At 75.3% G+C, this 19,364-nt stretch carries 16 protein-coding genes; 7 read left to right on the plus strand and 9 right to left on the minus strand.

Translation table 11 applies throughout. The features are described 5' to 3' along the window. The 8 genes from ACFPBZ_RS13245 to ACFPBZ_RS13280 form a co-directional block, all read right to left on the minus strand. Nucleotides 1-1,366, minus strand: a 1,366-nt coding sequence (locus tag ACFPBZ_RS13245; protein ID WP_378036529.1) for a DUF222 domain-containing protein, incomplete at its 3' end; no start/stop codon positions are given. A gap of 340 nt (nucleotides 1,367-1,706) precedes the next feature. Further along, nucleotides 1,707-2,798 (minus strand): P-loop NTPase family protein, encoded by a 1,092-nt coding sequence (locus ACFPBZ_RS13250; protein WP_378036530.1) that lies wholly within the window; start codon nucleotides 2,796-2,798, stop codon nucleotides 1,707-1,709. Nucleotides 2,799-2,838: 40 nt separating this feature from the next. Continuing rightward, nucleotides 2,839-3,726 carry a hypothetical protein gene (locus tag ACFPBZ_RS13255; RefSeq protein ID WP_378036531.1) on the minus strand — a complete coding sequence of 296 codons (888 nt, stop codon included), beginning with the start codon at nucleotides 3,724-3,726 and terminating at the stop codon, nucleotides 2,839-2,841. After that, nucleotides 3,723-4,583 carry an STAS domain-containing protein gene (locus tag ACFPBZ_RS13260; RefSeq protein WP_378036532.1) on the minus strand — a complete coding sequence of 287 codons (861 nt, stop codon included), beginning with the start codon at nucleotides 4,581-4,583 and terminating at the stop codon, nucleotides 3,723-3,725. The genes ACFPBZ_RS13255 and ACFPBZ_RS13260 overlap by 4 nt, the downstream gene beginning before the upstream one ends. Before the next feature lie 125 nt (nucleotides 4,584-4,708). Continuing rightward, nucleotides 4,709-5,713 (minus strand): patatin-like phospholipase family protein, encoded by a 1,005-nt coding sequence (locus tag ACFPBZ_RS13265; protein ID WP_378036533.1) that lies wholly within the window; start codon nucleotides 5,711-5,713, stop codon nucleotides 4,709-4,711. A gap of 33 nt (nucleotides 5,714-5,746) precedes the next feature. After that, nucleotides 5,747-7,030, minus strand: a complete 1,284-nt coding sequence (locus ACFPBZ_RS13270) for a hypothetical protein (protein WP_378036534.1) — start codon at nucleotides 7,028-7,030, stop codon at nucleotides 5,747-5,749. Nucleotides 7,031-7,112: 82 nt separating this feature from the next. Next, nucleotides 7,113-7,346 carry a hypothetical protein gene (locus tag ACFPBZ_RS13275; RefSeq protein WP_378036535.1) on the minus strand — a complete coding sequence of 78 codons (234 nt, stop codon included), beginning with the start codon at nucleotides 7,344-7,346 and terminating at the stop codon, nucleotides 7,113-7,115. A 110-nt stretch (nucleotides 7,347-7,456) separates the two neighbouring features. Then, nucleotides 7,457-8,980 carry a hypothetical protein gene (locus ACFPBZ_RS13280; protein WP_378036536.1) on the minus strand — a complete coding sequence of 508 codons (1,524 nt, stop codon included), beginning with the start codon at nucleotides 8,978-8,980 and terminating at the stop codon, nucleotides 7,457-7,459. A 556-nt stretch (nucleotides 8,981-9,536) separates the two neighbouring features. Here ACFPBZ_RS13280 and ACFPBZ_RS13285 point away from each other — a divergent pair. The 5 genes from ACFPBZ_RS13285 (at nucleotide 9,537) to ACFPBZ_RS13305 (ending at nucleotide 16,646) form a co-directional block, all read left to right on the plus strand. Further along, nucleotides 9,537-10,754, plus strand: a complete 1,218-nt coding sequence (locus ACFPBZ_RS13285) for a cytochrome P450 (protein WP_378036537.1) — start codon at nucleotides 9,537-9,539, stop codon at nucleotides 10,752-10,754. 110 nt (nucleotides 10,755-10,864) lie between these two features. After that, nucleotides 10,865-13,129, plus strand: coding sequence for a transglycosylase domain-containing protein (locus ACFPBZ_RS13290; RefSeq protein ID WP_378036538.1), 2,265 nt, complete (start codon nucleotides 10,865-10,867; stop codon nucleotides 13,127-13,129). Nucleotides 13,130-13,386: 257 nt separating this feature from the next. Then, the gene (gmd, locus tag ACFPBZ_RS13295; protein ID WP_378036539.1) at nucleotides 13,387-14,439 is read left to right on the plus strand and encodes a GDP-mannose 4,6-dehydratase; all 1,053 of its coding nucleotides are present in this window, start codon (nucleotides 13,387-13,389) and stop codon (nucleotides 14,437-14,439) included. Nucleotides 14,440-14,773: 334 nt separating this feature from the next. Beyond that, complete coding sequence (locus ACFPBZ_RS13300) at nucleotides 14,774-16,333, plus strand: tetratricopeptide repeat protein (protein WP_378036540.1); 1,560 nt, start codon at nucleotides 14,774-14,776, stop codon at nucleotides 16,331-16,333. Between the two features lie 4 nt (nucleotides 16,334-16,337). Next, the gene (locus ACFPBZ_RS13305; protein WP_378036541.1) at nucleotides 16,338-16,646 is read left to right on the plus strand and encodes a Dabb family protein; all 309 of its coding nucleotides are present in this window, start codon (nucleotides 16,338-16,340) and stop codon (nucleotides 16,644-16,646) included. A gap of 115 nt (nucleotides 16,647-16,761) precedes the next feature. Here the strand turns inward: ACFPBZ_RS13305 and ACFPBZ_RS13310 are convergent, their stop codons facing one another. Beyond that, entirely contained in the window at nucleotides 16,762-17,091 is a 330-nt protein-coding gene (locus ACFPBZ_RS13310) for a PASTA domain-containing protein (protein ID WP_378036542.1), read from the minus strand. Nucleotides 17,092-17,310: 219 nt separating this feature from the next. Here ACFPBZ_RS13310 and ACFPBZ_RS13315 point away from each other — a divergent pair, with 219 nt between their 5' ends. Together ACFPBZ_RS13315 and ACFPBZ_RS13320 are read left to right on the plus strand one after the other, a co-directional pair. After that, nucleotides 17,311-17,781, plus strand: a complete 471-nt coding sequence (locus ACFPBZ_RS13315) for a hypothetical protein (RefSeq protein ID WP_378036543.1) — start codon at nucleotides 17,311-17,313, stop codon at nucleotides 17,779-17,781. 1 nt (nucleotide 17,782) lies between these two features. Continuing rightward, nucleotides 17,783-19,246, plus strand: a complete 1,464-nt coding sequence (locus ACFPBZ_RS13320; RefSeq protein ID WP_378036544.1) for a multicopper oxidase family protein — start codon at nucleotides 17,783-17,785, stop codon at nucleotides 19,244-19,246. Nucleotides 19,247-19,364: the final 118 nt, after the last annotated feature.

A 19,364-nucleotide genomic window follows, 5' to 3' on the forward strand; every position in this document is an offset into this window, starting at 1 on the left:
TAGTCGACGGTGAGGGTGAGCGCGATCCGTTCGCCGCCTTCGTAGTCGGGGCGGGCCCACAACGGCGCGGTCTTCCCCGGGGCTGTGTTCTTCGGTGGCGCATCCGTCGCCGTGGCTGACGGTTCCTGCTGGTCGGGCGCCGGTTCCTGGGCTGTTGTGCCGTCGGGTTCCGGGTCGGACGAGGAATCGACAGGCGGGTCGCCGGGAGTCGGGGCCTCGTCGGCGGCGGCGTCGCTTTCCTCGGGGTGCCGGTCGACCTCGTCGTTGTCGAAGCCGCCGAACGAGGCGTCGCTGTCGCGCTCGCTGTCGCGTCCGCGGTCGTGGTTCGTGTGGTCGTCGGGGACGTTGAGGCCGCGGGTGTGGGCTTCGGCGGCGAGGTCGAGCAGGGCTTGGGCGCGGCGGGCGGGGAGGGTGCGCAGCGCGTTCGCGCCGGGGCTCTCGCCGTGTTCACCGTGGGGGCCGGTCGGCCCGCGACCGTCGGTGTCGGCCAGCGCGGCGGCTTCGGCGGGTGGGGTGGCGGCGGCGAGGCGGCAATCAGCTGTTGGGCGGCGGCGGGGTCGCGGTAGGCGAATTTGCCTTCGAGGGTGCCGTTGTGGCGTTCGCGTAGGTGCAGTTCGTTGTCCGGGGGTGTGCTGTCGTCGGGGGCGGTGCCGTCGGCGTCGAGCAGGGCGAGGATGCCGGTGGCGGCCCGGTTCAGCGCGGCGGGGGAGCGGGTCGCGGCGAGTGTGGCGAGCTCTTCTCCGGTGGTGTCGATGACCTCGTCGGGCAGGGCGGTGTCGGCGGGCAGGGCGCGTAGTCGGGTGATGGTGCGTTCGATGACCTGGACGTGTTCGGCGCCGATCTCGCCGTCGGAGACCCGGGCGGCGGTCGCGGGCAGCGCCGCCGGCACTCGAGTGCCGGACGCGGTGGTGGTGGGGTGGAGGGCGGTGGCGTGGACGGCGAGGCGTTTGACGTGGGCGGGGTCGAGGCGGATGTGGTCCTCGAGGAGCCGCGCGAGGTTCTTGTAGCCGGTCTCGGTGACCGCGTCGGACTCCCGCAGCGCGGTAATGGCCCGGTAGAGCCGGGCGCCCTCGACGCGCATCGCCCGTGCCGCGGCAGTGACCTCCGCCAGCGCGGCCTGCGAGGTCCGCGACAGACCCCCGTCGCTCTCGCCCTCGTCGCTCGGCATGCCTGGGATCGCCCAGCCGGTGTCGTCGGGGTTGGGATCGAGGTCGTCCTCGGGTGGGGCGTCGAGGCGGTCGGTGAGGGCGTGGATGTCGGCGAGGGTGAGGTCGGGGCCATCGTCGTCGAGGGTTGGTTCGGGAATGGGCAGCAGCAGGTCGAAGGCCCCGTGGTCGGGGTCCTCGATCCATCGTGCTGCCGTCATGCCTCTATTGTCGAACAGGTGTTCGAGAAGATCGAGAGGTCATTCGGAGGCATTGCGACTGTGAACGTTCGGAGCAACGGGGAGGCGAATGCGCCGGAACTGTGTGCGTGACGCAATAGCGTGACAGCGACATGTCGAGTCGGCCGGCTGTGTGCGTGACGCAATGGCATGCCTGCGGCATATTGAGCCGGCTGGCCATGTGCGGGGCGCAACGGCATGACAGTGGCACGTCGGGCCGGCCCGCCGTATGCGCGACGCAACGGCGCGACAGCGACACGTCGAGTCGGCCGGCCGTACGTGGGACGCAACGGCTCGTCGACATGAGCGAGCGTCGACGGGATCAGCCCATCGGACCGTGCACTCTCCGGCGGACCACCCACACCGACGCGTCCGCGGCGCGGGCCAGCTCGGCCGCCGCGGGTGACCCGGGTTCGCCGGGGGCGTCGAGGACGATCCGGTCGTAGCGCTCGCGGAGGGCGTCGAGCACCCGCGCGACGTCGGCCCCGGCCAGCGGAGGGCCGGGCCGCCCGGTGGGGAGCACGTCGATCCCGCCGCGCTCCCAGCGTCGGACCGCCCGCGCGACCTCCGCCGATCCGGACAGGACCTCGCGGATGCCCGGGGTCGGGTCGGCCACGCGGCGCACCCGCGAGGACGACGACCCGGGGCCCGACTCCACGAGCAGCACCTGCTCTCCCGCGTCGGCCAGGGCGGTCGCGAGCTCGGCGGCCGCCGAGACCGGGCCCGACTGGGGCTCCACCGCCACCACCGCGACCACCCGCGTCGGGCCCACCGCGGAGCGCACCGCGGCCAAGACCGCGCGGACGGCCGCCGCGGCCGACTCGTCGGCGCCGCATACGGCCGGGTCGCGGGCGGCGCGGGGGAGCCGTCCGAGCACCGGCAGGTCCGGCGACCGGCCTCGTCGTCGGGACCGCACGACCGCGACCAGCAGCCCTGCCGCGAGACCGACGACGGCCCCGCCGACGAGCACCGGCGCGGGCGGCGGGCGCGACCCCTCGTCCCGCACCGCCTCCCCGACGAGCGTCACCGTCGGCCGGTTCACCGGGCGTCCGGCTCGGTCCGCCGACGCGAGCCGCCGCCCGGCCGCGGTCCCGACGGCCCCCGCGACCACCGTGGCCTCGTCGGACGAGGCGCCCTCCGCCCGCACGACGAGGACGTCCCCGGCCGGGGTCACCGACGCGGACCCCGCGAGCTCGTCCGGCCGCGGCACCCCGCCGAGCAGGACGGACGCGTCGTCGAACACCCCGGCGTCGAGCGGCGCGAGCGTGACGCCGGGGGCGACGACCACCTGGTAGGTCTGCGACACCGCGTGCCGCGCCGGCAGCGCCCACAGCAGGAGGCCCGCGGCGAGGAGACCGAGGACGACGCCGACGAGGACGGCGGCCACCGGCACGACTCGCGCGGCGGGCCCCATCACCCGATCGTGTCAGCCGGAATCGATCACCGGTAGTGGATCACCGGGTGCCGGTGAGGACCCGGACCGTCCGGCCGCCGGGCTCGTCGAACACGATGGCCTCGTCGCAGAAGCGGCGCAGGTGGGCGAAGCGCGGGTCGTCGGTGGGGGAGCCGGATAGTTCGAGCGGAGGACTGCCGTGGCATTCGGCGACCACGGCGCTCCCGCTCACGCGCACGTCGAGGCGATGGTCCCCGGGCGGGAGGTCGGCCGGCGGGCGCGACCCGTCGAGCTCCGCGCCGCAGGCGAGCAGCATGGCCTCGTGCGCGGCGAGGACCGCGGCCTCGGCCCGCTCCCCGACGAGCCCCGCGTCGGAGACGACCAGGGCGAACCGGCGGCGGAGGTCGGCGAGGGCGGACCCGTCGGGGACGGGCACGGTGGCGACGGGGAGGCCGAACAACCCGGCCGGGACGGGGCTCGTCGGGCTGGGCGGACGGTGGTCGGGGTTCGCGATGAGCCCCGCCGCGGTCACCAGCCAGGGGTGGGTGCGGCGGGCGAGGGCGACGCCCACCGGGTCGTCGGGGTCGTAGACGCAGAGGACAGTGACCGGCTCGTCGGCGAGGAGCAGGGTCAACGTGTCCTCGGCGAGGGCGGCGCCGTCGGGGTCGAGGACGGCCGCGTCGGCGCAGGCCGTCCGGACGACGACCCGCGGGCGGCGGGCCGAGCCGTGGACGAGGTCGGCGACGGAGGCGCCGACGGGGGAGGGGTAGGTGACGTCGGTGTCGGGCAGCGCCTCGCGGAACGCCCGGACGCACCGCCTCCCGAGCACCGCCTCGACCGGCTCCCCGGCCTCGAGAGCGGGTCGGATCTCGGGGAGCGTGAGGCGGACGAGCTCGTCGGGGTCGGAGCAGAGGACCGCCGCGTGGACCAGGCGCCCGGGCGTGCTCACGCGTGGTCACTGTCGGCGAGCACGATCGTCGCGGGCCGCTGCAGGGCGTCGAGGAGGCGGCGCAGCAGGCGCGGCGGGTCGTGCAGGACGAGCCGTTGGCCGCGGGGCACCGACCGGGCGGCGAGCACCATGAGCTGCGCGCACGCCACGTCGACGAACCCCACGCGGGAGAGGTCGACGTGCAGGTCGGTCGGCGTCGGGTCGGCCGCGTGGCGCAGGGCCCCGGTGAGGGCGCCGCCGAAGCGCTGGGCGACGTGGGCGTCGAGGTCGCCGCGGACCGACCAGCGGCCGTCCTCGAGGACGGCGCCCCAGCCGAGGTCGAGGATCCCGCCGTGGTGCACCCCGAGCGACTCGACGATGTGGACGTCACCCTCGACGGAGGTGGTCAGCTGGCAGAGCACGTGCAGCGGCCACTGGGCGGCGAGCACGTCGTACCCGCCCTCCTGTCGGGCGAAGTCGGCCACCTCGACGTCGTCGACGAGCTCGCGGCGCGACGACTCCTGGGTCATCGCCACCGACGGGAACCCGTCGCGCAGCGCGGAGTGCAGCTCCTCGGCCTGCAGCCGGTGCAGGCCCTCGGTGGTGCCCCCGCAGAGCTCGATGAGCCGCGGGTAGTCGAGGAACTCGAGCTGCCCGGTGCCGAGCGCCCGCCGGGTGCGCACCGTCGCCTGCGGCCCCGCGAGCCAGTGCTTCTCGAGCCGGCCGTCGTCGCCGAGCCAGCCCTTGTAGTAGACCTTCGCGCCGAACGCGAGCTCGTGGTCGACCCAGGCGGCGGTGCCCACGCGCTGCGCATGGTCGCTCTCCGCGACCTGCAGCAGGTGCGCGGATGCCGCGCTCCCGTCCACCGTCCGAGTCACGTCGCTCCCGAGTCGTCGTCTCCCGACGCCGGTCCATGGTGCTCGTCCGGCGCGCGCCGGGGCGACCCGCACGACACTGCGTCACCCGTTACTCGTGAGTTGTGACGGGCTGCGACCGACGACCGCTACCGGATCACCGCATCGGCGCGGAACCGTTCGCGGTAGGCATCCCAGTCGAAGCCGGCGAGGAAGACCTCCGCGGCGCGGTAGCCGCGGCGGAAGAGGGCGTCGGAGCGCTCGCGGGTGATCCCGAAGTCGAGCAGCCCGATCCCGCCCGCGTCGACGTGGATCGTCCGGGCCGCCACCCACGGCCGGTTGAGGTAGGCCTGGTCGCGCCCGACGACCATCGTCGTGAGCAACTGCTCGAGCAGGCGCAGCGCCGTCGGCTGCGGCCACTCGAACATCCGCGCGTGGAAGAGGGCCACGCGGTCGCCGATGCCGGGCTTGGGCGCCGTGGTGATCGTGATCCCGAACGTCGGCCACGCGGGGGCGGCGCCGTCGGTGCGGTCGAGCGAGTCGATCGGGAAGTTCGACAGCAGGCCGCCGTCGACGAGCGTGGAGGTCAGCCCGGTCCCGTGGCGCAGGGTCGTCGGCTCGAACAGGAACGGGATGGCCATCGAGGCGCGGACGGCCTCGGCGACCGGCTGGTCGTCGGCGTCGAGGCCGTAGACGTCGCCGTAGTCCCACGGGAGACGCACGAGCTGGCCGAGCGTGAGGTCCGAGCAGGTCACGACGAGGCGGTAGCGCTGCTCGGGCGGCAGCCCCGGGTCGTCGAGGCGCAGGTCGCCCCACGTCCGCACGCCGAGCGAGGCGAGCTCGGTGGTGATCCAGTCGAGGAGGTACTCGCCGCGGTAGAGCCCGGCGCCGGTCAGCAGCGCGAGCCCGGGACCGACCAGCGGCACCCGGCCCAGGCCGTGGCGGTCGGCGACCGCGCGGAAGTCGAGCCGGCGGGTGATCTCGCCGATCCGGTCGCCCCGGGCGCCCGCGGCGACGATCGCGCCCACCAGCGCCCCGGCGGAGGTCCCGGAGATCCGCTGCGGTTCGTAGCCGGCGTCGGTGACCGCCGCGACCGCCCCCGCGAGGCCGATCCCCTTGACCCCGCCGCCCTCGAGGACCAGGTCAGCGCGCATCGTCCCCGATGATGCCCCTGCCGGGAGCACCGCTCACACGCGGGACCCGCAGTTCCCGCAGAAGGTGGACCCGGGCGGGGCGGCGGTGCCGCAGAGCGCGCAGACCGCGTCGGGCGCGGCCTCCCGGCTCCAGGCCCGTTCGTCGGGCTCCCGCCGCGGGGCCTGCCACGCCTGTCCCGTCTCCGGCGGTGCCGGCGGAGGCCATTGCGACGCCGCGTGCCATCCCGACGACGAGGCGGGCGCCTCGCGCGGCGCGCTGACGGTCGCGTGGAGCCGGTCGAGCCCCCGGGCGACCGCGGGCAGCGGGGCGTCGCCGAAGTGGTGCCGGGCATCGTCGGGAACCCACAGCGCCCCCACGACGACCGCCGCGAGCACCAGCCCCGGCAGCGTCGTCGCGTCGAGGGCGAGAAGGGAGCCGAGCGCGACCAGTCCCGCGAGGACCGTCACGACCACCCGCGCGGGCCGGCTCCGGCGGCCCAGCGCCGCCGTCGCCCAGACCAGCAGTCCCGTGAGCCCGCCGAGCAGCAGGGCCAGGACCAGCGCGAAGCCGCCGATGACCCCGAGCAGCCCGCCCAGGGCCGACCCGAGCTCCGAGCGCGCCGCGCCCGCCGCCGCGGCGAGGCCGCCGACCACGGCGATCAGTCCGAGCACCCCGGTCACCAGCGTGCCCATCGCGGCGAGGATCGCCGCGGTGATGACGGCGGTGCGCGCCACGAGCAGGGAGACCGGGCCCCGCACCGGCCGGGCGTAGGGGCCGGCGAACCAGGCGCGGGCGTCGGGGACCACGACGAGCACCACCGCCGCGGCGAGCACGAGCAGTGCGGCCGAGGCCAGCGTGCCCACGAGCAGCCCGTTGAGCAGGGCGGCGGTGCCGATCGCTGCCCCGACGAGGACGAAGGCGCGGGCGGGGCGGCTGCCGAGGGCGACGAACCACGCGGCGAGGGAGAACCAGACGGTCCCGACGAGGCCGAGGGCGGGTGCGGCCTGGCCGGCGGTGCTGGCGAGCACCTGGAGCTCCGCGGTGGAGAGGGCGCCCGAGGTGGTCAGCGACTCGAGGACGGTCACCAGGCAGAGCACGGCGGCGAGCGCCAACGCCCCGATCGCGGCCCACAGCAGCACCGGCATGGCCTGGGCCCGGCCCCGGACCGCGAGCGCGGTGGGGGCGGGCCGGGCGGCGTGCTGCGGCGGTCCCGTCGTGACGCCCGGGGGCCCGGCGATCGGGGGCCCGCCGACCGGGGACACCGCGGCCGGGGCCCCGCACGAGCGGCACCAACCGCCCTGCACCGGCCCCCCGCCGCACTGGCGGCACTGCTCCATCGACCCTCCGGGCTCGCGCGCGGGATGAGGGCCCATGCCATCACATCCCGCCGCGGCCCGTGGGGCCGGCGGCGCCGCCCTCTCAGGCGGGGAGGAGCGACCGGCGGCGCTGCTCGGGGACCGTCACGGCGGCCGCTGCGGCGACCAGCGCCTCGCGGCGGCGGGCGCGGCGCAGCGTCTCGAGGCGGGCGGCCTCCTCGCGGACGACGGCGCGGCCCTGGTCGTCCAGCGTGCCGCGGCGGGCCATGGCGACGAAGGGCGCGGCGGCCCAGGCGGCGGTCCCGGCGGCGATGGCGGCAACGGCGGTGGTGATCATGTGACAAGTCCCCCGACTCTCGGTGACGCCCCCCGACGAAGCGTCTCGTGAGCTAGGTCGATCCGGGGCGTTCGGGCGTTAGCGGACTCACCTGATCGGACGAGCAACCTTCACCCGACCTGGTTGGCGGCGGCGAGTCCGATGGCGAGCGCGGTCCCCAGGAAGCTCACGACGAGGAGCACGCCGACCACCTGGCCGACCGCGCTCGAGGCCGGACCGAGCCGCCCGCCCCGCAGCGGCGCCGGCAGTCCGGGCGCGACCAGGGCGCCCAGCAGCCCGCCGAGCGAGCCCCACGCGAGACCGAGGACCACCGCCGGCGCGAGGTCGAGTCTCACGGCGAAGGGACCGGCCGAGACGGCGGTGACCACGGCGACGAGGCCCAGCACCACCGCGAGCGCGGGGCCGAGCGCCCATCCGCGGCGCAGCGCGGCGTCGGGGGTGGGCGCGTGCAGCGCGGCGGCCATCCCGCCGAGGGTGCAGACCACGACGCCGACCAGCGGGGCGAGCCACCACGACGGCCCGACCCCGAGCAGGTCGACCAGCCCCGTCCCGGCGTCCCCGAACGGCGTCCGGGCGACCACCGGCACCCCGAGGCAGAACGCGAGGGCACCCAGCAGCACGGCGGGCGCGAACACGACGACCGCGACGACGACCGCCACGGCCGGGGTGCCGGTGCCCTCGCCCGGCACGTCGGGCAGGAGCACCGCGCTCGGGTCGGACGCCCCGGCGAGCGTCCCGGCGACGACGAGCGCCAGCCCGCCGAGCCAGCTCGCGCCCAGGACGGCGCCGATCCCCGCGGTGGGTCCGGCGAGGAGGTCGCGGACCCGCCGGGCGCCGGGCGGCAGGACCTCGGGGCGCCGCCACGCGATGCCCAGCGCGAGCGCCCCGGCGAACCAGAGGAGGCCGCCGAGCACGGTCGGCGCCACGGCGACGGTGAGCGTGCCGCCGCCGGAGGTGCCGCGCCCCGCGAGGGCCACCGCCGTCAGCCCCACGACGAACACGACGAGCGCCCGCACCGCCTGGGCCGGCACCTGCGCGGCGGGGCGCGCCCGGGCCACGACGAGCGAGGTCCCCAGCGCCATGGCGGCGAGCGTCACCAGCAGCGGGGTGCCCGCGCCGTCGAGCCCGAGCCGGCCCAGGTCGACGCCCACCGACCCGCCGACCGCGAGCGCCACGGCGACGGGCACGACCAGCAGCGGCGACGAGTTCGACCCGTCGCTCAGCGCCACCGCGAGCACTGCGCCCGGGATCGCGAGGACGGCGAGAGTCCCGAGGGCGGCGAGCACGGCGGACGCCCACTCCTGCGGGGTGCCGAGTCCGGGGCCGGGCGTGGACGGCGCCGGGGTGTGCTGCAGCGGAGCGGACGGAGGTCGGACGACGCCGGGGGAGACCGCCGGGACGGGCCGGGAGGCCGGGCGCCGCTCGGCCTCGGGTCGGCGCGGGCGGGGGACCGGGGACGGCTGCCGGGGGCGGGGGACCGGGGACGGCCTGGGCCGCGAGCCGGTGGCCGGCACGGCCCGGGCGGGGGTGGCGTGGGCAGGGGTGGCTCGGGCTGGTGTGGCCGGGGCGGGCGTGGCCGGGGCGGGGGTGGCCGGTGGCCGGGCGTCGTGGGCGCCGCCGCGCGGGGCGGGCACGTCGACCGCCCCGCAGGCCCGACAGAAGGTCCAGCCCTCCGTCCGTGGGACACCGCACCGGGGACACGCCCCACCCGCGCTGGTCCCACCCGCCCATGTCCCGGCCGACCCCCGCGCCGTCTCTCCCGCCACCGGTCACACCCCCGTCGTCGTCCGCCCCCCGACGGCGCGGACGGACCGATCCCACGACCTCGGCGCGCCCCGGTGAAGGGACACGTTGGAGGGAGCGCGCCGGGCGGTACGGCCGAACAGGTGGTGGGCCCACGCCGCGAGGTCGTCCTGCCGAGGGCACGGACGACCGTGCGGCAACCGTGTCCGTCGGACACGGTCGCGCGGGCGGTCGTCGGGTCCGGGCCGACCGGCGGCGTCGGAACCGGGTCGTCGTGACCCGGTTCCGATGGGCCGCGTTCCGGACGAGCGGCCCGTCCGTCACCTTCTTCCGTGACGAGAGTGCCGTTCGTCCGGGTCCTGACGAGCCCCGGGACCGAGAGCGGGGTGGGCATCGTCGAGGTGGTCTATCGTTAGCCTCAACAATCATCGAGCCGGGAGGCGGACCATGACGGCGACCGTGGACGGCACCACCCAGGACGCGCCTCACTACCCGATGACGCGGCAGTGCCCGTTCGACCCGCCGCGCGAGCTGGCCGCGATCCAGGCCGACGAGCCGATCCGGCGGGTGACCCTGTGGGACGGCAGCACGCCGTGGCTCGTCACGCGGCACGCCGACGTCCGCACGGTGCTCTCCGACCAGCGGTTCTCCGCCGACAACCTCACGCCCGGCTACCCGGCGACCTCGCCCGCGGTGAGTGCGCGCCGGAAGAACGCGCCGAGCTTCATCGCGATGGACGACCCGCGGCACGCCTTCTTCCGCCGGATGCTGATCAGCGAGTTCAGCGTGAAGGCGATCCGGGCGCTCCGTCCGATGATCACCGAGACGGTCGACGAGCTCCTCGACGCGATGGCCGGCGCCGGGCAGCCCGTCGACCTCGTGCAGGCCTTCGCGCTGCCGCTGCCCTCGCTCGTCATCTGCCGGCAGCTCGGCGTGCCCTACGCCGACCACGCGTTCTTCCAGGCCCGGTCGCACACGCTCATCGACACCCGCTCCGCTGTCGACGAGGCGGTGGCGGCCCCGGACGACCTGCTCCACTACCTCGAGGGCCTCGTGGCCGAGCGGGAGCGGACCCCGCACGACGATCTCCTCGGGCGGCTGGCGCAGAACCACGTCGTCCCGGGGGAGATCACGCGCGAGCAGGCCGCCTCGATGGGGCTCCTGCTGCTGGTGGCGGGCCACGAGACCACCGCGAACATGATCGCGCTGGGGACGCTCGTGCTGCTGCAGCACCCGGAGCAGGCCGACCGCGTCCGCGACGACGCCGAGGCGGTGCCGGGCGCGGTCGAGGAGCTCCTGCGCCTGCTGACCGTCACCCACCTCGGCCGCCGCCGCGTGGCCGTCGAGGACGTCGAGGTGGGCGGGGTGACGATCCGTGCGGGGGAGGGCGTGGTGGCCGCCGGGGAGATCGCGAACCGCGACCCGCAGGCCTTCGCCGATCCCGACGAGGTCGACGTCGACCGGTCCCCGAACCACCACCTGGCCTTCGGGCACGGCGTGCACCAGTGCCTCGGTCAGCAGCTCGCCCGCGTGGAGCTCCAGGTGGCCTACCCGGCCCTGCTGCGGCGCTTCCCGGGCCTGCGGGTGGACACCCCGCTCGACGAGATCGCGTTCCGCGACGCGATGGTCGTCTACGGGGTGCATGCGCTGCCCGTCGAGTGGTGAGTCGCTCACGAGCGCTTTTCCCGGAACGGGGAGAATGGGCGTGAGCGGCGGGCGCGCATCGTCGTCGGGAATTGTCCGGTTTGGTCGGCAGTGAGTGGGTCCAGGGCTCGATGGTGTCCAAGGTGCGGCTGCTGGCCGTGACGGTGATCGCGGGGATTCTCGTGGCGGGGATGGCGTTCCCGCTGGTGGGAGGGCTGGGCCTGCTCTCGAACAACGCGATCGTGGGGGCCCAGGACACCTCCCCGGGCGTGCTCGGCGGCGACATGCCCTCGGTCACCACGGTCACCGACATGAATGGCGCGCCCATTGCCTACCTGTATGACCAGAATCGTCAGATCGTCCGGTCCGACCAGATCGCGGTGACGATGAAGGCGGCGATCGTCGCGATCGAGGACCGCCGGTTCTTCAGCGAGTCGGGCCTCGACCCGCGCTCGATCGCGCGGGCGGTGGTGAACAACGGGACCGGGGGCTCCACCCAGGGCGCGTCGACGCTCACCGAGCAGTACGTGAAGAACTACGACGAGTACGTGGCGGCGAAGACGCCCGCGGAGCAGCTGAAGGCCACCGAGGCGACGCTCGGGCGCAAGCTGCGCGAGGCGCGGGTGGCCGAGCAGCTCGACCACACGCTGTCCAAGGACGAGATCCTCACCCGGTACCTCAACGTGGTCTACCTCGGGAACCAGTCGTTCGGCGTCGCGGCCGCCGCGCGCACCTACTTCGGCACCACGCCCGACCGCCTCACCGTCCCCGAGGCCGCCCTCCTCGCCGGGCTGGTGCAGAGCCCCGCGGCCTACGACCCGGTGCAGCACCCGCAGGCCGCGGCCGGCCGCCGCAACGTCGTCATCGACCAGATGCGCCAGCAGGGCGAGCTCACCCCGGAGCAGGCGGCGGCCGCCGAGGCCGCGCCGCTGGGGATCCAGGCGCCGCTGCGCGGGATCACCAACGGCTGCGTCGGTGCCGGCGACGACGGGTTCTTCTGCAGCTACGTGCTCGACTACCTCGACCAGGCGGGCATCACGCCCGAGCAGCTGCGCTCCGGGGGCTACACCGTCCGGACGACGCTCGACCCCGCGGCCATGGCCGCCGCGAAGCAGGCCGTCGACGCCCAGGTGCCGCCGACGCAGCCGCACGTCGCCGACACCCTCGCCGTGGTGCAGCCGGGCGCGACCTCGCACCCGGTGCGGGCACTCGTCGCGAACCGCGGCTACGGCCTCGACCCGGCGGCCGGGCAGACCACCTACGACCTGCCCGCCGAGCCCGAGAACCTCGGCGCCGGGTCGGTCTACAAGATCTTCACCTCGGCGGCGTTCCTGGCCGGGGGCGGCGGCATCTCCACCGTCGTCCCGGTGCCCGCCAACGGCTACGCCTCGCCGCTGACCCCCGGCTTCGTCGTCTCCAACGACGGCAACTATCCGGGCGCCCTCACCCTGCAGGACGCGCTCGCGCAGTCGCCGAACACCGCGTTCGTCAAGCTCGAGGAGACCACCGGGATCGCCCCGGTGGTCGACATGGCCGTGCAGATGGGCATGACGTCGCTGGCGAAGCCGACCGCGGCGGGCGGGCCGTCGATCGCCGACACCGTGAAGGCGCAGAACCAGGCGTCGTTCACCCTCGGCGTGGCCCCGACGAGCCCGCTGGAGCTCGCGAGCGTCGGCGCCACCCTCGCCTCGCACGGCACGTGGTGCCCGCCCGACCCGGTCCTGTCGGTCACCGACGCCGCGGGCGCCCCGGTCGCGCTCCCCACCACGGCCTGCCACCAGGCGGTCGCCCCGCAGCTCGCCGACACGCTGATGACCGGGATGTCGAAGGACGACCAGCCCGGGGGCACCTCGGCCGCGGCCGCGACGGCGGCGGGCTGGAACCGGCCGACGGCGGCGAAGACCGGGACCACGCAGGTCTCGGAGTCGGGCGCCTTCGTGGCCGCGACCCCGCAGATGGCGGGCGCGTCGATCGTCTTCGACGACTCGGCGAGCCCGCGCCCGATCTGCAACGGCCGCCCGCCGACCACCTGCTCCACCGGCAACCTCTTCGGCGGCAACACCCCGGCGCAGACCTACTACCAGGCCATGACGACGATCCTGGCCGGCCAGCCGGTCGTCCCCCTGCCCGCCACCGACCCGCGCTTCGTCACCGGCGGGAACCGGATCACGGTGCCGGCGGAGATCGGGCAGCCGGTCGACCGGGCGGCCGCGGCCCTGCGGGCGGCGGGCTTCGTCGTGACCACCTCGACGGTCGACAACCGCTCGCCCGCGGGCACCGTGGTGTCCCAGACCCCGGCCGGCGGCACGGGGCAGGCGATCCAGGGGCAGACGATCGCCCTGGTGTCCTCCAGCGGTCACGTGGCGGCCCCGCCGCCCCCTCCCGCCGGCCCCTGACCCGGGAACCACCCGATCGGAGCAGGGCGACGAGCGGTCGCCACTCCATCGGGTGAACCGGCGACGATTCCGCGACATGACGCGCGGCCCCCTCCGTCGATAACCGGACAGCAGCCCACGAGAACTCGGCGCGATATCGAGAAGGTCACGGGCAAATCACGTGACCACGCTCGACCGACGCGGCGCTGTAGCGCGGGACGCATTCCGGGCGATTCACGGCTCGAATCGCACGACATTCCATGCAGGAGGACGCGATAGTGAGCCAGCCGACCGATTCGAGGACCGCGTTCGTCACCGGGATCACGGGCCAGGACGGGTCGTACCTCGCCGAGCTGCTGCTCGCGAAGGGGTACGAGGTCCACGGCCTGATCCGGCGGGCGTCCACGTTCAACACGCACCGGATCGACCACCTCTACCGCGACCCGCACGAGGAGAGCCGGCTCCACCTGCACTACGGGGACCTGACCGACTCCTCGCGCCTGGTGTCGCTGCTCTCCGAGATCGCGCCCGACGAGGTCTACCACCTCGCCGCGCAGTCGCACGTGCGCGTCAGTTTCGACGAGCCGGAATTCACCGGGAACACCACGGGACTCGGCACGATCCGCCTGCTCGAGGCGATCCGGATGATCGGGCTCGAGGTGCGCTTCTACCAGGCGTCCAGCTCGGAGATGTTCGGCTCGACCCCGCCCCCGCAGAGCGAGGACACCCCGTTCCACCCGCGCTCGCCCTACGGCGTGGCCAAGCTCTACGGCTACTGGGCCACCCGCAACTACCGCGAGGCCTACGGGATGTACGCGGTCAACGGCATCCTGTTCAACCACGAGTCCCCGCGCCGCGGCGAGACGTTCGTGACCCGCAAGATCGCCCGCGCCGCCGCCCGGATCGCCCTCGGGCAGGAGTCGCAGGTCTACCTCGGCAACCTCGACGCGGTCCGCGACTGGGGCTTCGCGCCCGAGTACGTCGAGGGCATGTGGGCGATGCTGCAGGCCGACGAGCCGTCGGACTACGTGCTCGCCACCGGCACCGCCTACACCGTCGAGGACTTCGCCCGGCTCTGCTTCGCCCACGTGGGCCTCGACTGGACCCGCCACGTGCGCTTCGACGAGCGCTACCTGCGCCCCACCGAGGTCGACGCGCTCATCGGCGACCCGTCGAAGGCGGCGGACGACCTCGGGTGGCGTCCGCGCACCTTCACCCCGGAGCTCGCCCGGATCATGGTCGACGCGGAGCTCTCGGGTCTGCGGGGCCCGGCCGCCGACGTCTCGCCGTTCCCCGTGCTCGGCGTCGCCGGCCGGTCGATCGCGGGCTGAGTTGTGAGCACCGGAGGGTGGTCGGCCGCATCCGACGAGGACGACCGCTCCGACCCGGGGCCGGTCCGGCGTCGCCGGCGCCGGGCCCCGGTGACCGCGGCGATCCTCGCCCGGCTCGCGCGCCGGGGCCGCGGATTCAGCTTCGTGCGTCTCTCGGACAGTCACGGTCGGTAGCCGGACGGTCTCGAGCCCCGGGGCGCGTCACCCACGCCCGACAACACTGCTCAACCCCGCGTGGACCTGCGGGTCCACCCATCGTGGAGCCACGTCTCGATGGTGGGGAGAAGCGTGACGAACCGTGCCCGACAAGTCCGGGACCCGTCACACTGCGTACGTGGTAGCCCCGACGACGACCGACCGGCAGCGCGCCTGGCAGGACGGCGTCCGTCGGGCGGTGCGCTCCGTGCAGACCCTCCGGACCCGGGTGGCCGACACCCCCGAGCTGCCCGACGGGCCGGGTGACTACCTCCCGCGCCTCGTCGACCCCCGGCTCGTCCACCTGCTCACCGCCGGGGGGAGCACGAGTTCCCCGGTGCTCGTCGTGACCGGGCCGCCGTCGGCGGGCGTCACCCGTACCACCGCCCACGCGGTGCGCGAGGCCCGCCCCGGCGACCACTTCATGGGGATCGACGACCCGTACCGGGTGGTCCTCTCCGAGCTCGTGGACCGCGCCCGGCGGCGGGCGGGCGCCACCCGCCGCGTGCTGATCTGGTGCGACGACGCCCCGCTCGCGCTGCTCGACCAGGTGCGGGCCGACGTCATCGCGGCCTGCTCGGACCAGGGCGAGCCGCTGGTGCGGATGGTGTTCACCGTGCGCTGGGGCCTCGTCGCCCTGTCCCGCGGCGAGCTGGCGGCCCCCCGCTTCGCGCCGGTGGTGGTCGCACCGCTGGCGCCCGCGGAGGTCGTCGGGAAGGAATCGCACGACGTCGTGGCCGCGTGCGGCGTCGACCGCGCGGTGGGCCGGCGGATCGGCGAGCTCGTGTCCCCGCAGGACGAGGCCCGGGCCGCGTTCGCGGGGGAGTCGGGCGACGTCCTGCGGCTCGCCGCGGTCTGGCACCGCCTCGGCGTCCCCACCGCGCTCGACCCCACGACCCTCGCCGCCCTGCGGCCCGACGACGCCGCCGGCGACCTCGACGACATCGTCGGGACCCTCGTGGCGCAGGGCTGGCTGCGGCGCACCGTGCGCGACGGGCAGCGCCACCTCGCCCCGGCCCGGGTGCTGGTCGACCTCGCCCGGCTGCCCTCCGAGGACCTCGTCGAGCGCATCGCCGAGCACCTCGACCACCACGCCCGCTACGTCGCCGCCCGCACCATGCTCGCGGCGGGGTTCGACAGCCTGGCCGCGGTGATCGTCGCCGACCTCGACCCCGACCCGCTCGGGCCCGGCCCCGCCCTGCGCATCGCCCGCGGGTTCGCCGGGCTCGAGCGCGACCGCGAGGCCGCCCAGTGGTTCGCCTTCGTGGTGGCCGTCGGCGAGGAGGACCAGGTCCGCGCCGCGCACCGGGGCCTCGGGCTGGTGTTCTACCGCTACGACCGGCTCGACCGCGCCCGCCGCCACCTCGACCAGGCCGCCGACCAGCTCGGCGTCCAGGTCATCCTCGCCGACATCGCCCTGCGCCAGGGCCGGGTCGACGACGCCCGCGACCTGCTCGTCCTGCTCGGCCGGTCCCGCGACCCGTCGCTCGCGGCGGAGGCGGCCTGCCAGCTGGGCACCCTCGACTCGTCGACCGGGCGCCCCGACTCCGCCCGCGCCGCCTTCACCGCCGCGCTCGGCGCCCAGGACCCGGCGGTCGTCGCGCGGGCGCGCACCGGCCTCGCGGCCCTGCCCGCCCTTCCCGACGAGGAGCCGGTGCCGGACGAGGCCCGGGCCGTCGCGGGTGAGGTGGCAGGCTGACGGCATGGCCGTCACACACGTCGTCTCGTTCAGCTGGGTCGAGGGCACCACGCCCGAGACGGTGGAGGGCATCCGGAGCGCGCTGCAGGAGTGGATCGACCGCAGGGAGGGGCTCGACGGGCTCGTCTCCTGGATCGGCGGCCCCGACCTCGGGCTCGCGGACGGCAACGCGCACTTCGCGGTCTCGGCGACGTTCACCGACCAGACCGCCTACGAGCGCTACCGCGACCACCCCGAGCACCGCCGCATCATCGCCGAGCAGATCGCCCCGCTGATCGCCTCCCGGTCGGCGGTCCAGTTCAGCCACTCCTGATCGCCACCGAGCCCGGACACACGTCGGGCCCGGCGTTCGCCGAGGCGATCCGCCGGGCCCTGGTGGGGGAGTAGCCGGGCTGCTGGGCCTGCTCGGGTTACGTGGCTTGCTCGGGTTACTTGGCGCCCGCGGTGGGCGTGGTGCGCGGGCCGTCGGGCACGCGGGAGCCGCCGCCCCCGCCGCCCGAGCCGTCGTCGTCGGGGCCCTCGTCGGTGCGCGGCCCGGCCGCCGGGTCGTCGACCCAGATCTCGATGGTGTCGCCCGGCGTCGCCGAGGCACCGGCCTTGGGGCGCTGGTTGGTGATGATGCTGCGCCCCGCACCGGTGTGCCGCGCGTTCTGGGGGACCGCCAGGAGACGCGCGTCGAGGGCCGCGTCGTGGGCGTCGTTGGCCGCGAGCCCGACGAGCTCGGGGACCGTGGTCGTGTCGGTGAGGCTGTCGGCCATGACCCCGACGGTACCGATCCGTGACGCGACGTGTCGGAGGCGGTGCCCGTCGGCGGGGCGATAGCCCTGGGGTCACGACTTCGCATCCACTCGAAAAGACTAGGGCTTGGATCACATTGTCGACCTAGAGTAGCCGCCAGTCGCGGAGGCACCGGTGGTCCACGGAGAAGTGCCCCTGATGCGGACGCGCGGCCACCACACGTCACCCCGGGGGTTCCGATGCGCGCCACCTACCGTGTCCTGGCCTATCTGCTCGCGCTCGAGGTGGTGGTCCAGGCCGCTGCCATCGCGTGGGCGGTCTTCGGGCTCACCGCGTGGATCGAGGGCGGGGGCGTGCTCGACAAGGCCGGCATGGAGAGCGAGTCGGTCGCCTTCGACGGGGTCGCCGGCTTCATGGTCCACGGGATGAACGGCACGCTGATCGTCCCGGTGATCGCGCTGTTGTTCCTCGTGGTCTCGTTCTTCGCCCGCTTCCCCGGCGCCGTGGCATGGGCGGGCGCCGCGTTCGTCACGGTCGTCGTCCAGGTCGCGCTCGGGATCTTCTCGCACTCGCTCCCGTCGCTGGGCCTGCTCCACGGCGCGCTCGCGCTCGTGCTGCTCGTCATCGCGCTGGTCGCCGCCCGCAAGGCCTCGGACGTCCCGGCCGCGACCGGCGCGCACCGCGGCGCGGCGACCGCCCCCGTCTCCTGAGGTGCTGACCTCCCCGCGCCCGGCCCCGGTCGAGCCCGCGCGCCCCCCGCGCGGGCGGCGTCGCACGCTCGTCGCGGTGCTGGCCACCCTCGTCGTGCTCGCGCCGCTCGCATGGATGTGGGGCTCGAGCCTCGCGCCCACGACCTGGTCGGCGGCGGAGATGGGGGTTCCCGACGAGGGCGGTGGTCCGGCCGTGATGGCCGGCCACGGGGACATGCCCGGCCGGTCGGTCGACTCGCTGCGGCTGCCGCCGGACGGGCCCGCCGACGTCGACGTCACGCTCATCGCCCGCGCCGCCGGGGCCCGATACACGCTGAACGGGCAGACCCCGGGTCCGGAGATCCGGGCGACGGCGGGCCAGGTGGTGCGGGTGCGGCTGGTCAACCAGGACGTGGCCCGCGGGGTCACGCTGCACTGGCACGGGATGGACGTGCCGAACGGCGACGACGGGGTCGCGGGCGTCACGCAGGACTCGGTGCTCCCGGGCGGGGAGTTCGTCTACCGCTTCCGCGTCGACGACGTCGGGACGTACTGGTACCACTCGCACCAGGTGGCCGACGAGCAGGTGCGCGGCGGCCTGTTCGGGTCGTTCGTGGTGCTCCCGCCCGGGCCGGCCGCGCCCGACGCCACGGCCCTCGTGCACCTGTTCGACGGGCGCCGCACCGTCAACGGCGTCCCCGGCGAGCTCGCCGTCCCGGCCGCGCCCGGCAGCGTCGTCCGGGTGCGCCTGACCAACACCGACGACGGGCCGATGCGCGCGTGGTCGGCCGCGCCGTACCGGGTGCTCGCCGTGGACGGGACCGACGTCCGCGGCCCCACCCCGGTCGCCGGGGCCGCCGTGCAGGTGACCGCGGGCGGGCGCGTCGACCTCGAGGTGACCGCGCCGGCGCGGGTCGAGCTCGGCGGGGCGGCCGTGGTGGTGGGTGGGGGAGGGCCGTCGTCCTCCCCACCGGCCGCGGTGCTCGACCTGCTCTCCTACGGCACCCCGACCCCGCGCGACCGCACGGGCCTCGGGTTCGAGCCCAGCACGCCGACGCGGGTGTTCGACTACGCGATCGGGCGGCGGCCGGGCTTCGTCGACGGGGTGCCGGGGCTCTACTGGACGATCAACGGCGGGATGTACCCCGACGTGCCCATGTTCATGGTGCGCGAGGGCGACGTGGTGCGGATGCGAATCAGCAACTCCTCGGGCGAGGTCCACCCGATGCACCTGCACGGGCACCACGCCGTGGTGCTCGCCCGCGACGGGGTCCCCGCGACCGGGAGCCCGTGGTGGGTCGACTCCCTCGACGTCCCCGACGGGTCGACCTTCGAGGTCGCGTTCGTCGCCGACAACCCCGGCGTGTGGATGGATCACTGCCACAACCTCGCCCACCCGAAGCAGGGCCTCGTCGCGCACCTCATGTACGAGGGCGTGACGACGCCGTACCGGGCGGGCTCGGGGACGGCGAACGACCCGGAGTAGGGGTGTCAGCGATGGCACTCCGCTGACACCGGACGTCCGCGGTGGCACTTCGCTACATCCGGGCCGGGCGCGGGGGAGCATGATCACGACTTCAGGAGCGACACGCCCAAGGGCTGCC

The sequence above is a fragment of the Actinomycetospora atypica genome (genome assembly GCF_042653685.1).
Classification (GTDB): Bacteria; Actinomycetota; Actinomycetes; order Mycobacteriales; family Pseudonocardiaceae; genus Actinomycetospora; species Actinomycetospora atypica.